Origin of the sequence: Nocardia sp. CDC160 (assembly GCF_035818795.1) — a bacterium.
In the GTDB taxonomy this organism is placed as follows: Bacteria; Actinomycetota; Actinomycetes; order Mycobacteriales; family Mycobacteriaceae; genus Nocardia.
In genome coordinates this window covers 60,790-75,093 of record NZ_JAYKYT010000005.1, presented here as the reverse complement: position 1 = coordinate 75,093, position 14,304 = coordinate 60,790, and the positions used below count along the sequence as shown (strand labels likewise).

Sequence of the window (14,304 nt, the reverse complement as noted above, 5' to 3'; positions counted from 1 at the left end):
CCGCATCAGGGGAACATCGACGACCGACATTCGAACCCACCGGTCACGCGGATTGGTGATGAATCGGACGAGTGGAAATCGTTGTCATAACTGAGAATTAGCCACTGTGTCGATACGAGAACGCGAAAAGGGCTGGAATCCCTGGTGTTGGGATTCCAGCCCGGCTAGAGCGGCTATCACTCTTCGGTAGCTACTGCCCCGTCAACCGGTGCGGCAGCATCGATTTGGTTGGCGTCGATCGTGGCCACAGCGTCCGCGGTCGGCGCGCCCGGGGTGGCCGGAGCCAGGTACCCGTTCACCGCGCCCACCGCGCCACCGATGACCGCACCCGCGGTGGCCGCGGGCACGGCGATGAGGGTGACGGCCGCGGTCGCGCCAGCGGCCGGACCGAAGACCCAGCCCGCCGGAGCGAACGGCGTGCCCGCCATCGCCCCGATGAACCCGCCCATCATGCCGCCCGCGATCTCGAGCGGGGCCGCCACGCCCACGCCGATCGCCGCGCCCACGGCCGCGGTGCCGACGGTCTGCGCGGCCATGCGGTCCGAGCGGCTCGGCTCGAATCCGGCCGAGTCGTAGGTGCGGGCCAGCTCGGCCTCCGCGCCCGCGGCCACCGCGTTCACCTGGGCGGCCTGATCCGGGTTCATCCAGGCCGGGATGTCGACCTGGGTGTCGCCGAAGCGCAGCTTGCCCTCGGGCGCGGCAATGGGCGCGACATCCGGTGCGGCCAGCGGATCGGGCTGGTGCAGCTTGCTCTGGTCCACCGGGGCCAGCGGTCCGTTGGGGATGTCGCGCACGCCGGTGGCGGAGTTGCGCCCGACCCGCACGGGCGCGACCGGGGCGACGGCCTCGTCCGGGGCGAGCGTGTCCGCCTCGGCGGGCTCGGCCGCGGGCGTGCCCTCCACCTCGGCGGCCGTGGCGTCGAGATAGGTGTGCACCCCGTCGGCCATGGTCTGCGGCATCGGCACCGCGAGCTTTCCGAACGGTGTGTCGACGACGACGCCCGGCTGCGCGTCGGTGCCGCCCGGGGTGGCGGCGGGCTGATTGTCGATCACGGTCGAGGGGTTCTCGTCGGACGAAACCGGTTCGGCCGTACTGGTTCCGGCGGTGGCGAGGGCGGCGACCAGCGGCAGCGCGCCCGCCACCGCCAGCGAACCCAGGCGGCGTCGCGTTGTACCCGCGCTCTTTTCGCGAACCAAATCGACCGGTTGGCGTTTGCCCATGAATGACCTTTCTCCCGAATGTCAACGGATGTCGAACATTCGGATCCGGGCGGTGTGCCGGATTGGTCGGGCACGCCGCCCGGTCAGGGCAATCACCCCGCCCGGTCAGGCCAGTGTCGAGACCGGGTGGAATCGAGTGTCAGCCCGCGCGCTGCGCAGTGGATTCACCCGATTTGTCATTCGCCACGGATTTGCCGTTCCCCGAGGAGGATTCGGCGCCGATCTGTTTGGCCAGCTGCGCCGCCTCGGCCGGATCGTCGAGCGCTTCCAGCGCCAGTCGCGCGAACACCCACTGTTCGGTGGCCGCCATCTGACCGCGGTGACGGCCCAGGAAGGAGACGAACCATTCGAGCACGGTGACGAAGCGGCTGCGGAACCCGACCAGGTACCACAGGTGCAGGCCCAGCCACGCCAGCCAGGCGAAGAAGCCGCTGAACTCGAGCTTGCCGACCTGGCAGACCGCGTTGAACCGCGACACCGTGGCCATCGAGCCCTTGTCGAAGTACTTGAAGGGCTTGCGCTCCTCCACCTTCTGCTTGCCCGCGACCTCGGCCTTGATGGCCTTGGCGGCGTAGGTGCCGCCCTGGATCGCGCCTTGGGCCTGCCCGGGCACGCCCGGTACCGACATCAGGTCGCCGACCACGAAGATGTTCGGGTAGCCCTTGATGGTCAGATCGGGTTCGACGATGACCCGCCCGGCCCGGTCCACCTCGGTGCCCTTGGACTTGTCGGCCAGGATCTTGCCCAGCGAGCTGGCCTGCACACCGGCCGACCAGACCTTGCAGGCGGACTCGATGCGACGCTCGGAGCCGTCCTTGTCCTTGATGGTGACCCCGCGCGCGTCGACATTGGTGACGATGGCGTTGAGCTGCACCTCCACGCCCATCTTCTCCAGCCGCTTGTGCGCCTTGCCGCCGAGCTTGGGGCCCATGGGGGCGAGCACCGCGCCCGCGCCCTCGACCAGGATGACGCGCGCGTCGCGGGTGTCGATATTGCGGAAGGTGCCGTCGAGGGTGCGGTCGGCGAGTTCGGCGATCTGCCCGGCCAATTCGACGCCGGTGGGGCCCGCGCCGACGACCACGAAGGTCATGAAGCGGTCGCGGGTCTCCTGATCGGTGGCCAGTTCGGCCTCCTCGAAGGAGCCCAGGATGCGCGCGCGTAGTTCGAGCGCGTCGTCGATGGTCTTCATGCCGGGGGCGTAGGTGGCGAAGTGGTCGTTGCCGAAGTACGACTGCTGCGCGCCCGCGGCCACGATCAGGCTGTCGAACGGGGTGACGTAGTCCTGGTTGAGCAGCCGCGAGGTGACCGTGCCGTTGGCGGGATCGATATCGGTGACGTCGCCCATGATGACCCGCACGTTCTCCTGCTTGCGCAGCACGATGCGGGTGGCCGGGGCGATCTCGCCGACCGACAGGATGCCGGTGGCCACCTGGTACAGCAGCGGCTGGAACAGGTGGGTGGAGGTCTTGGAGATGAGAGTGATGTCGACATCGGCCTTGCGCAGGTGCTTACAGGCGAACAGTCCACCGAACCCGGACCCGATCACCACCACCCGATGGCGCTGTGCGACGGATTTCTCGGCGTTCATCTAGTTCCTGCTCCTCGCCAGACGGTGAAAACTACGACAACTCACCCGTAACGGTAGTGCAGCGTGAGGCGCGGCGACCAATCAGGACCGCCCAAAAACGGACCTATGAGACAACCCTCTTGAAAATACAAGACGGGCGGTCGTTCAGCGGTGATTGTCGGGAAGTCGTGGCGAGGAGCCCGGCGTCACCGGTCCCGGGCCGGAATCGTCACCGACCCTGGAACAGGAGTTGGGCCACGTGCGTGGTGGTTTCGGCGCCGTCCGCGTAACCGCCCTGATCGCCTTGTTCGGTCATGATGGCCAGGGTGTAGCGCTCGCCGGGGCCCGCGAAGCCGACCGAGTTGACGACCCAGCCGCCCTGCTCGTCGGACCAGCCGTTCTTCAGGCCCGGGTTCATGGCCGCGCCCGCGCCCCACACGCCCCAGTGCTGATTGGTGTCGACGTGGCGCATGCGGTCGAGCAGGTAGGCGCGGTCGTCGGGGTGCATGCGGGTGAGCACGTTGTCCATGAGCCGATCCAGGTCGGCGGGGGAGCACTGCTGGAAACCCCAGTCCGGGAACAGCTTGACCTGCTCGATGTTGGTGGTCGGCGGCATGGGCACCAGACCGGTCATGCCATTGGCGCGGAAGGCGTTGTTGAACGCCATGCGGTCGACGCCCGCGTACTTGTTCCAGAGGATGTCGGCGGCATTGTCATTGGAGGTTGCCAGCATGGATTCCATGAGCGCGCGGTCGTCGGGGCCCAGCTGGATCGCGCCGACGCGGGCGCGGTTCAGCAGATCCTCCGCGATTGCCAGCTTGATGGTGGAGGCGGTCCAGAAGTTCGTGTCCGCGTTGCCATTTCGATAAATGCCGCCGGTGACGCGGTCGCGCATCACATAGCCGGTGATGCCGGGCCGCCCGGCGAGATAGGAATCGACCGCGGCAATCCGGTTGCTCATATCGGCGTCGAATCCGGCGATCGGGCCCTGGGTGTGCGCGGGGATGGCGCCCGCGACGGGAACGAAGGCCGGGGCGGCCGGAATCAGGGCCGCGGCAGCGAGGACACAAGCGGAGGAGGCCACGCGCCGGGCCTTGGGGGAACGCACGAGGGAACACAATAGAGGTGACAATGCCCGATACGCACCTCTTGCAGGACAACGGCGGTTCTGTTATCGAATCGACGCTGTCGCACCGAGTTTCGTGGTTCTCAGTGGAACGCCGCCTGTAGCTCCTCGATACTTCGGCCATTGAGTCGATAGCAGTGCTCGAATGCCTCGGTGTGGCGCTCGCGCGGCCAGGACTGTAGCACCACGCCGCGTCCGTAATGCCGAGAGTTGACGAGCTCCCAACGGTCTCCCACCCGGCGAACCGTGAAACCGGTTCTGGGAACCAGGGGAATCACCGACGCAGACATCGATGTGAACCAGCCTTTCGAAAGACAACTACCTACCTCCCCGAAAGGCACTGTCGCATACCACACTCGAATTTCAGAGTGACGCGCCCTAGCAAATCTTCGGCGTGTGGCAGGTGTCACCCGGCGAGCCGCGAGGGGTGGTGTTTGCATGTCGTTCGCCAACTGTATAAACACAGCTCGTGCACATTCACCGGGCCGAACGAGCGGACACGCTCGCGGACGCGCTGGCCGAGCTGCTCGCCGATCCGCTCGGCGATCCGTTCACCCCGGAAGTGGTCGCGGTTCCCGCCAAGGGCATCGAGCGCTGGCTCAATCAGCGGCTGGCCACGGTCCTCGGCGTCGGCGCGGGAACCGATGGCGTTTCGGCCAATATCGATTTCGCGGATCCGGCCGGGCTGGTGGCGACGGTGCTGGCGGAGGCGACGGGGGTGGATCCGGAGCAGGATCCGTGGTCGCCGGAGCGACTGGTGTGGACGCTGCTGCCGGTGTTGGACGAGGTGCTGGGGGAGTCGTGGGCCGCGGTGCTGGCTCGGCATCTGGGTCACGGTGATCAGGGGGGTTACCGGATCGGGCGGCGGTACGCGACGGCGGCGCGGATCGCGGCGCTGTTCGATAGTTATGCGGCACAGCGTCCGGCGATGATTACCGACTGGTCGGATGGTCGCGATAGCGATGGCGCGGGGAACGCGCTGCCGTCGGATCTGGTGTGGCAGCCCCTGCTGTGGCGGCGGCTGCGCGAGGTCGTGGGTGTGCCGAGTCCCGCCGAACGGCTGGGCGCGGCGTGCGCGCGGCTGCGGGCCGATCCGTCGATCGTGTCGCTGCCGGACCGGATTTCGCTGTTCGGGGTGACGCGGCTGACCACCGATCAGCTCGAGGTGCTCTCGGCGCTGTCCTCGGGGCGGCAGGTGCACCTGTGGTTGGTGCATCCGAGTCCGGCGCTGTGGACCAAGCTCGCCGACGCCGAGGTGACCCCGAATTCCGGTGTGCGGGTGCGGCATCCGCTGCTGGCCGCGCTGGGTCGGGATGTGCGGGAGTTGCAGCAGCGGCTGTCGGGATACGACCACATCGACACCTATCACCCGCGGCCGGAGACCGTGGGGCCGCGCACGCTGCTGTCGGAATTGCAGGCCGCCGTCCGCCAGGACCGCTGGTCGCTCATGCCGGAGCCGAGCCTGGCCGACGGCACGGTCGCCGTGCACTCCTGCCACGGGCCGTCGCGGCAGGTCGAGGTGCTGCGCGACGCGCTGCTCGGATTGTTCGCCGCCGACCCGACTTTGGAGCCGCGCGACGTCATCGTCATGTGCCCGGATGTGGAGAGCTACGCGCCGCTGGTGCGCGCGGCATTCGGGCAGTGGTCCCTGGACGGGGCCGAGCCCGGGCATCCCGCGCACGGGCTGCGGGTGCGGCTGGCCGATAGGGCACAGCGTGCGGTGAATCCGCTGCTGGACGTGATCGGCACCCTGCTGGAATTGGCCGACGGGCGCGTCACCGTCACCGAGGTGCTGGATCTGTGTGCGGCCGAACCGGTTCGGCTGCGCTGCGGTTTCGACGACGACGATATCGAGCGGCTGCGGGAATGGGCCACCGAGACCGGGGCGCGCTGGGGAATCGGGCAGCGGCAGCGGCAGGCTTTCGGGCTCGGGGACTTCGCGCAGAACACGCTCAATGCCGCGGTGGATCGAATCCTGCTCGGGGTCGCGGCGGGCGAATCCAGCGAGGACTGGCTGGATCTGGTGCTGCCCCTGGACGACGTGGACAGCAATGACATCGATCTGTCGGGACGGTTCGCGGAGTTCGTGGATCGGCTGGCGGTGTGCCTGCGGGATCTGCGGGGGTCGACGCTGGAGGAACCGGCGGGGTCGGCGCGGCCCGCCGCCGAGTGGTCGGCGGTCTTGGGGCGGGCCCTGGATCTGCTCACCGATGTGCCGTCGAGTCAGGGCTGGATGGGTGTGCAGGCGCGGCGGGAGCTGGCCACGGCGCTAGAACCGGCCGGTCTGATTCCTTTGCGGCTCAGTGATATCGGCGCGCTGCTGAACGCGCGGCTGGCCGGACGACCCTCGCGCGCCAACTTCCGCACCGGGGAACTCACCGTGTGCACCATGGTGCCCATGCGGTCGGTGCCGCATCGCGTGGTGGTGCTGCTCGGACTAGACGACGAGGTGTTCCCGCGCGCCGGTGGCGTGGACGGTGACGACGCCCTGGCCCGGAATCGACTGCCCGGCGATCGCGACCCGCGCAGCGAGGACCGGCAGTTGCTGCTGGACGCGATCATGGCCGCAGGTGAGCGACTCGTGCTGCTGCACACCGGATCCGACCCGGTCTCCGGCGCGCATCGCCCGCCCGCCATTCCGCTCGCCGAACTCCTCGACACCGTGCGCGCGCACGTCGGCGCGGCCGCCATGGATCAGGTCGTGACGCGACACCCGTTGCAGCCCTTCGACCGTCGTAACTTCCGCATCGATGCGCCGTTCAGCTTCGACACCGTCGCACTGGCGGGTGCGCAGGCTGCGAGTCGCGCGCCGGGACCGCGGCCGCCGTTCCTGCCCGTACCGCTGCCCGCCACCGCGCGCGGGGATGTCGAACTGGCGGATCTCGTGGCCTTCGCCGAACACCCGGTGCGCGCGTTCCTGTGGCAGCGCTTGGGAATTCGGGTGCCCGAGGAAGAAGAGGAGATCGCCGACCGGCTGCCCATCGAGCTCGACGGGCTCACCAAATGGAATATGGGCGAGCGCATGCTGACCGCCCGCCTGACCGGTGTCGACCCGAATGTCTTGCGGGCGGCCGAATGGCGACGTGGGTCGCTGCCGCCGTTCAGCCTCGGCGCGGCCGTGCTCGACGAGGTGGAGAGCACCGTCGATCAGCTGGTCCGGGTCGCGCGGCCGCTGCACGAAATCCCTTCCCGCACCATCGATATCGCCGTCGATCTGGGTGATGGTCGCCGCCTCACCGGCACCGTGCCCGACGTCCACGACGATGCCCTGCTGCGCACCACGTACTCGCGGTTGGCACCCAAACACCGCATGGCCGCCTGGATTCGGCTGCTCGCGCTCGCCGCCACCGGCACCCATCAGAGCTGGCGTGCGATCACCATCGGCCGCGGGAAACATCACCGGCCCGCCTGGCAGTCCACCCTCACCGCACCCACGGCGGCCCTGGCCCGCGGCATCCTGCGGGATCTGGCCGACCTGCGCGACGAGGGCCTGTCCGAACCGCTGCCCATCGCCCCCGCCGCCACGGCCGTCTACGCCGAACGCCGCCTCGCGGGAGCCACCCCCGACGACGCCCTCTTGGCCGCCGAACAGGAATTCGACGGCCGGTTCGGTGAGAACACCGACCGCTACCTCCGCCACATCCTGGGCCCGGCCCCGCGCTTCCACCAGCTCACCGAGGCCGCCGCCCCCGCCCTGCCCGGCGTCGAATCCGAACCCACCCGTTTCGGTGAACTGGCGCGTCGCCTCTGGAATCCGTTGCTCACCAACGAGAATCAGGGGCAGCCATGACTGACGACCTGTTCTCCCTCACCGACCCGGACCTGGCCCCGCGCCCGGCCACCCGCACCCGCCGCCGCGGCGACACCACCGCGGGCGAGCCGCGCCGCCGCCGCGAGCCCGCCACCCCGGAGCCGGAGGTGCCGGAGCTGTTCGAACTGCCCGCCGAGCGGGACTCGCCCGCGTCCGCCGAAGCTTCGGCGCCACCGGTGGACGCGGGTGCCGCATCCGGTCGAGGCCGCACCGATCACTCGAGCCGAGACGGTGTGCTCGGGCTCGACACCGAGGTCGTCGTGCGGAACCTCCCGGTGGCCGAACCGGCGGGGGACAGCGCCGCGCCTCCCGGAATGGGAGCCGAGATCGTAGCCGACGTGCCGGATGACGCCCGGGTGTCGAGTGAGCCTGGTGGACCAGGGCTGTGGGAAGAGGAGCCGCGCGCACCCGAGCCGGGCGGGAGTGCCGGTGCGGTCGACGGCGATTCCGGTGTGCTGCTCGGGGATTCGGCGAATCGGTTCGAGCTGACCGGGGCCCTGCCGGTGGGGACGACCGTGCTGGAGGCGAGCGCCGGGACGGGTAAGACGTATGCCATCGTCGGGTTGGCGGTGCGGTTTGTCGCCGAGCTGGGGGTGGATGTCTCCGAGTTGCTGCTGGTGACGTTCAGTCGGGCGGCCACGCAGGAGCTTCGGGAGCGGACCCGGGATCGGTTCGTGGGAGTTGCCGCGGCGCTGGGGGATCCGGAGCGGGCGTTGGCTTCCGGGGACGAGTTGATTCGGCATCTGGCGCAAGGGAATCCGGGGGAGATCGCGGCCCGGCGGGAGCGGCTGCTGGCCGCGCTGTCGGATTTCGATGCGGGGACCATTGCCACGACGCACAGTTTCTGCCAGCGGATGCTGGACGAGTTGGGGTTGGCGGGGGAGCAGGATCCGGGGGTGCGGCTGGTGGAGGGCATCGACGATGTCGTGTCCACGGTCGCCGATGATTTGTATTTGAGCCGGTATGCGCGCGGGGGTGCGCCGTTCGGACCCGCGGATGCGCAGCGGTTGGCCGCGGCGGCGGTGGGGGATCCGCACGCGATGTTGCAGCCCGAGGCCGACGGGGAGGACGATCCGGCGGCGGAGCGGGTGGCGTTCGCCCAGGCCGTGCGGGTGGAAACGGCTCGGCGGAAACGGCTTTCGGGGCTGCGGGACTTCGATGACCTGCTGGTGCTGCTGCACGAGGTGCTCGCCGATCCCGAGCACGGGCCGCGCGCGTGCCAGCGGATTCGGGATCGGTATCGGGTCGCCCTGGTCGACGAATTCCAGGACACCGACCCGCTGCAGTGGGACATCTTGCGGCGCGCCTTCCACGGGCACGCGACGCTGGTGCTGGTCGGCGACCCGAAGCAGGCGATCTACGCCTTCCGCGGGGCCGAGGTGCTCAGCTATCTGGACGCGGTCGCCCACGCCGACAGCAAACGGGAACTGACCACCAATCGGCGCAGCGACGCGGGCCTGCTGACGGCATTGGAACACCTCCAGGGTGGAGCTGCCCTGGGGCACAAGGAGATCACCGTGCATCGGGTGGCGGCGACCCGGCCATTCTCCCGGCTGTCCGGTCCGCCTGAGCGGGTGACGCCGCTGCGCCTGCGGTGCCTGCCGCGCAAGGGCGCTGGGCCGCTGAACAAGGCGGGCTTCCCGACCGTGGGCCGCCAGCGCGAACGCGTTGCCATCGATGTGGCCGCCGATATCGTCGGTCTGCTCGAATCCGGGGTCCGGATCAATGCCGGGACACCCGATGAAAGGCCGCTCGGGCCCGGCGATATCGCCGTGCTGGTGCGCAATCGCAACCAATTGGAGATGGTGCGCAAGGAGCTCGAGACGGCCGGTGTCGCCTCGGTGCTGGCCGGTGGCGCAAGCGTTTTCGGCACGCCCGCCGCCACCGAATGGCTGTGGGTCCTGCACGCCCTCGAACAGCCGCACCGCGCCGACCGGGTGCGCCTGGCCGCCGGAACCGCACTGCTCGGATTGAGCGCGGCGGACATCGACGCCGGGGGAGCGGATCTGGTCGGCCGCCTCAGCGCCGAACTGCGGGATTCCGCCCGCCTCTTCGCCCGCGCCGGATTCGCCGCCGTTGCCGAAAAACTCAGCGCCGAAACGAAACTGGCTCCCCGCCTACTCGCTCTCGGGGGCGGGGAACGCCAGCTCACCGACCTGCGTCAGATCGCTCAGCTGCTCGATGAGGCCGCGCTGCGTGAGGGTTTGGGTTTGTCGGCGCTGACTCGCTGGCTGGCCGACCGGGTGCGCGACCCGGCGTCGGGAAGTGTGGCCGACCGCAGTCGCCGTCTGGATCGCGATGCCGCGGCCGTGCAGATCGCGACCGTGCACGCCAGCAAGGGCCTCGAATTCCCGGTCGTCTATCTACCTTTCGCCTGGGACGCCGCCAAGCTGCGTAATCCGCCGACCCTGCTCTTCCACGATGATCAGGGGCGGCGCATCCTCGACGTGGGCGGACCCGACGCGCCGGGCTATGGTGCGCGTCGGCTCCGAGCCGAATCCGAGGAACAGGCCGAGGAACTGCGCCTGCTGTATGTGGCGCTGACCCGCGCGGGCGCGCAGGTGATCGCCTGGTGGGCACCGGCCTTCGACACCCAGACCGCGCCCCTGCACCGCATGCTGCTCGGCCGCGAACCGGGCAGCCCGGCCATTGCCGACAAGGTGCCGGTGCCCGCGGATTCGGTGGTGCTGGAACGGATTCAGGAATGGGCGTCGACCGCCGAACCCGGCGTGATCGCCATCGAGCCGGTGCGTGAGATCGGCCGGGCGCGCCTGCCGGTCGACGACACGGCCACCGCCACGGAACCTTTGGCGGCCGCCCACTTCGACCGGACCCTGGACCAGGCGTGGCGGCGCACCTCGTACTCCGCCCTCACCGCCGCTGCCCACGACGCCCTGCCCGCCGCGGACCTGCCCGAGGGCGGCGGTATCGCCGACGAACCCGCCACCCCGTCGGTGCTGGCCGACGATCTCGACGTGTTCGCGGGAGCCATGCCCTCCCTGATGAATTCGCTGCCCTACGGCGCGGAATTCGGCACCCTGGTGCACGAGGTCCTGGAATACGTCGACACCGACGCGCCCGACCTGGCCGGGGAGATTCGGTCCCGGTGCCTGCACGCGGTCGGTGAGCAGATGTTCGACGCCGACCCGGATGTGCTCTCCGGTGCGCTGCTGGCGGTCATGCACACACCCATCGGCTGCGGGACGCTCGCTGATTTCGCGACCCAGGATCGGTTGAGCGAACTCGATTTCGAACTGCCCCTCGCCGGTGGCGACGACCCCACGGCCACGCGGGTCACGGTTCCGCGCATAGCCGACCTGTGGCGACGCCACGTCCCCGCCGACGACATCTTCGCGCCCTACGCCGATCAGTTGGCGCACCTGGACGACACTCCGTTGCGCGGGTATCTCACCGGCAGTATCGATGCCGTGCTGCGCACCACCGGACCGCGCTTCATTGTTGTCGACTACAAGACCAACCGGCTCGGCAGCGGCGACCTCACCGTCGCGCACTACACCCGCGACCGCATGGGCGCGGAGATGATGCGTTCGCACTATCCGTTGCAGGCCATCCTGTATTCGGTTGCCCTGCACCGATATCTGCGCTGGCGGCTGCCCGGATACCGTCCGGAGGAACACCTCGGCGGGATCCGGTATCTGTTCGTGCGCGGCATGGTCGGGCCCGACACCCCGGACGGCTGTGGCGTTTTCGACTGGTACCCGCCCACCGTACTGATCATCGAGCTGTCGGCCCTGCTCGCCGGAGACACGGAGGTGCTCGGCCGGTGACCTCGATTCAATTGGCGCAGCGCGGAACCGGGTTGCTGCAGGTGTTCAATACCGCCGGGGTGCTGTCGGCGGCGGATGTGCATGTGGCGTTGCGGTTGGCTCGGCTCGGTGGGGAACGGTCCGAGGCAGCGGTTTTCGCGACCGCGCTGGCCGTGCGCGCCGTGCGATCCGGGTCGGTGTGCCTGGAAGTGCGGCGCATGCACGAGATCGGCGTGGATGCCGAGGGCACCGAGGAATCGGCCATCGACCCGGCCACCCTGCCGTGGCCGGAGGTCGAATCCGTCATTGCCGCACTGCGGGTGAGTCCGCTGGTGACCGGCAGCCCGTCCGGACCGCTGCGTCCGCTGCGGTTGATCGACCCGCCCGGCGGGGCCGAGGCCGGTCCGCTGCTCTACCTCGACCGGTACTACCGGCAGGAGGAGACCATCCGGCGCGTGCTGACCGAGCGGGCCGCCTCGCATCCGATGGTGGACGCGGAACTCGTTCGGCGCGAGCTGGATCGGCTGTTCCCCGACCAGAGCGGTCCCGGCGACCCACTCGACCGGCAGCGGTTGGCGGCAGCGCTCGCCGCCACCCAATGGACGACCGTGGTCGCCGGTGGGCCCGGTACCGGCAAGACGCACACCATCGCCCGGGTATTGGCGCTGCTCGTCGCGCATCAGCAGGCCATTCCCGGTGCGCCCGCGCTGCGCATCGCCTTGGCCGCGCCGACCGGCAAAGCCGCGGCGCGCATGCAGGAGTCGGTGCGGGAGCAGGCGGGGGATATCGGACTGCCGGAACTCACCGCCGCCACCCTGCACCGGCTGCTCGGCTGGCAGCGCGGGGGCGCGGGCCGGTTCAAACACAATGAGTTCAATCGACTGCCCTACGACGTGATCGTGGTCGACGAAACCTCCATGGTGTCGCTGACCATGATGAGCCGCCTACTCCCCGCCGTCCGCCCCGACGCCCGCCTGGTCCTGGTCGGCGACCCGGACCAGCTGGCCTCCGTCGACGCGGGCGCGGTGCTCGCCGACCTGGTGGCGGGACCGGTTCCGGGACAGGCGAATCCGGCCCTGGACCGCATTCTCGGCGGCGATCCGCACGGCACCGCCGCGCATCCGGACGCGCTGTCGGGCCGGGAGCGGGAACGCCTGCGCGGCGGCATCGTCCGTCTCACCCGCGGCCGCCGCTTCGGTGGCCGCATCGCCGAACTCGCCGTCGCCATCCGCGCCGGTGACGCCGACGCGGCCCTTGCCCTGCTCGCCGACGGCGGCGACGAATTGTCCCTGTATGGGCCCGACGACATCACCGAGGTACGCGCCGATGTCCTGCGCGCCTCCCGCGAAGCCACCGACGCCGCACTCGCCGGGGACGCGACCGCCGCCCTCACGGCCCTCGAATCCCACCGCCTGCTCTGCGCCCACCGCCAAGGCCCCTACGGCGTCGAACGCTGGGACCGCCTGGCCGCGGGCTGGGTCACCGCGGCGGGCATCAGCGCCGATCCCGGTGCCGCCCACTGGTATCCGGGCCAGCCGCTGCTGGTCACCGCCAACGACCACGAGGCCCGCATCTACAACGGCGACACCGGCGTCATCGTCCGCATGCCCGACGGCACCCTGCGCGCCGCCCTCCAACGTGGCACCGAACCCTACCTCGTCCACCCCACCCAATTCCCCGGCGTGACCACCGTCTACGCCATGACCATCCACCGCAGCCAGGGCAGCCAATACGACACCGTCTCGGTCGTCCTCCCGGGCCCCGAATCCACCCTCCTCACCCGCGAACTCCTCTACACGGCGATCACCCGAGCCCGCCGCCACGTCCGCATCCTCGGCACCGAAGACTCCATCCGCTCCGCCATCGCCCGCCGCGTCCTCCGAGCCAGCGGCCTCCGCAACCGCGAATGAGACCGGCTCGAACGGAGTAGCGTGAACGGCGCGCGATATCGGGAGGGGGAACGATGGTCGAGTCGGCGCATGAGCAGAGTGTGAATTCGGTTGTGTCCGAGGATGGTACGCGGATCTCGTATCTGACCACGGGGAGCGGGCCGGATGTGATCGTCGTGCCTGGCGTGCTGTCGGTCGCCCGGGGATACGGGCGGTTCGCGGAGGCGCTGGGCACCGGGTTCACGGTGCATACGATCGAGCGCCGGGGTCGGGGAGAGAGCGGTCCGCAGCGGGCGGATCACGGGGTCGAGGCGGATTGTGCGGATTTGCGTGCCGTACAGGACAAAACGGGCGCGGGGTTGGTGGTGGGGCACAGCTATGGCGGGTTCGTGACGTTGGAGGCGGCACGGCGCAATTCGGGGCTGCGCAAGGTTGCGGTGTACGAGCCGGGGCTGTCAGTCAACGGGTCGATGCCGACCGGGTGGATGGGGGCGTACGAGAAATACTTGGCGCAGGGCAAGCCGTTCGATGCGTTTGTCGAGTTCGTTCGGGAGCTGGGGCCCGAGAGTGCGCGCAGGATTCCGCGGTGGATGTTTCGGCGGATGATGCCGCTGTTCATGAACGCACCCGAGCGGGACGTGGTGATCGCTCAGTTGCCGCAGAACCTGGTCGAGCATCGGCAGTACGTGCGTTATGACAGCACGCACGAGCACTACTCGGAGATCGGTGCCGAGGTGCTGCTGATCGACGGCGGGCGCGACCGCCGGGCGTGGACCGCGTCCGATCAGGAACTGCTGGCCTCGGTGATTCCGCAGTGTGAGCGGGCGACGATTCCGGATTTGGACCATTTCGGCATCGACAAGGGCGATCCGGAGCGGGTCGCGGGGATTGTGAGGGAATTCTTCTTGCGGGGTCTATAGGCTG

Annotated in this window: 8 protein-coding genes; 4 read left to right on the top strand and 4 right to left on the bottom strand. The window is 69.5% G+C overall.

Annotated features, from left to right (window positions below):
- Positions 1 to 176 precede the first annotated feature (176 nt).
- The 4 genes from VMT40_RS28025 to VMT40_RS28010 form a co-directional block, all read right to left on the bottom strand.
- A complete protein-coding gene (locus VMT40_RS28025) occupies positions 177 to 1,220 on the bottom strand; it encodes a hypothetical protein (RefSeq protein ID WP_326361856.1) in 1,044 nt (347 codons plus the stop codon).
- Between the two features lie 139 nt (positions 1,221 to 1,359).
- A complete protein-coding gene (locus VMT40_RS28020; protein ID WP_326361854.1) occupies positions 1,360 to 2,808 on the bottom strand; it encodes an NAD(P)/FAD-dependent oxidoreductase in 1,449 nt (482 codons plus the stop codon).
- Positions 2,809 to 3,016: 208 nt separating this feature from the next.
- Complete coding sequence (locus VMT40_RS28015; protein WP_442790067.1) at positions 3,017 to 3,907, bottom strand: tat pathway signal sequence; 891 nt, start codon at positions 3,905 to 3,907, stop codon at positions 3,017 to 3,019.
- Positions 3,908 to 3,996: 89 nt separating this feature from the next.
- Positions 3,997 to 4,149 carry a hypothetical protein gene (locus tag VMT40_RS28010; RefSeq protein ID WP_326361853.1) on the bottom strand — a complete coding sequence of 51 codons (153 nt, stop codon included), beginning with the start codon at positions 4,147 to 4,149 and terminating at the stop codon, positions 3,997 to 3,999.
- Positions 4,150 to 4,382: 233 nt separating this feature from the next.
- Here VMT40_RS28010 and recC point away from each other — a divergent pair, with 233 nt between their 5' ends.
- Genes recC through VMT40_RS27990 form a run of 4 tightly spaced genes read left to right on the top strand, consistent with a single transcriptional unit; the run spans position 4,383 to position 14,300 of the window.
- Positions 4,383 to 7,703 (top strand): exodeoxyribonuclease V subunit gamma, encoded by a 3,321-nt coding sequence (gene recC / locus VMT40_RS28005; protein WP_326361851.1) that lies wholly within the window; start codon positions 4,383 to 4,385, stop codon positions 7,701 to 7,703.
- The gene (locus tag VMT40_RS28000) at positions 7,700 to 11,512 is read left to right on the top strand and encodes a UvrD-helicase domain-containing protein (protein WP_326361850.1); all 3,813 of its coding nucleotides are present in this window, start codon (positions 7,700 to 7,702) and stop codon (positions 11,510 to 11,512) included. Before recC ends, VMT40_RS28000 begins: the two co-directional genes overlap by 4 nt.
- The gene (gene recD, locus VMT40_RS27995; protein ID WP_326361849.1) at positions 11,509 to 13,401 is read left to right on the top strand and encodes an exodeoxyribonuclease V subunit alpha; all 1,893 of its coding nucleotides are present in this window, start codon (positions 11,509 to 11,511) and stop codon (positions 13,399 to 13,401) included. Before VMT40_RS28000 ends, recD begins: the two co-directional genes overlap by 4 nt.
- A 53-nt stretch (positions 13,402 to 13,454) precedes the next feature.
- Positions 13,455 to 14,300 carry an alpha/beta fold hydrolase gene (locus tag VMT40_RS27990; protein WP_326361847.1) on the top strand — a complete coding sequence of 282 codons (846 nt, stop codon included), beginning with the start codon at positions 13,455 to 13,457 and terminating at the stop codon, positions 14,298 to 14,300.
- The last annotated feature ends 4 nt before the right edge of the window (positions 14,301 to 14,304 follow it).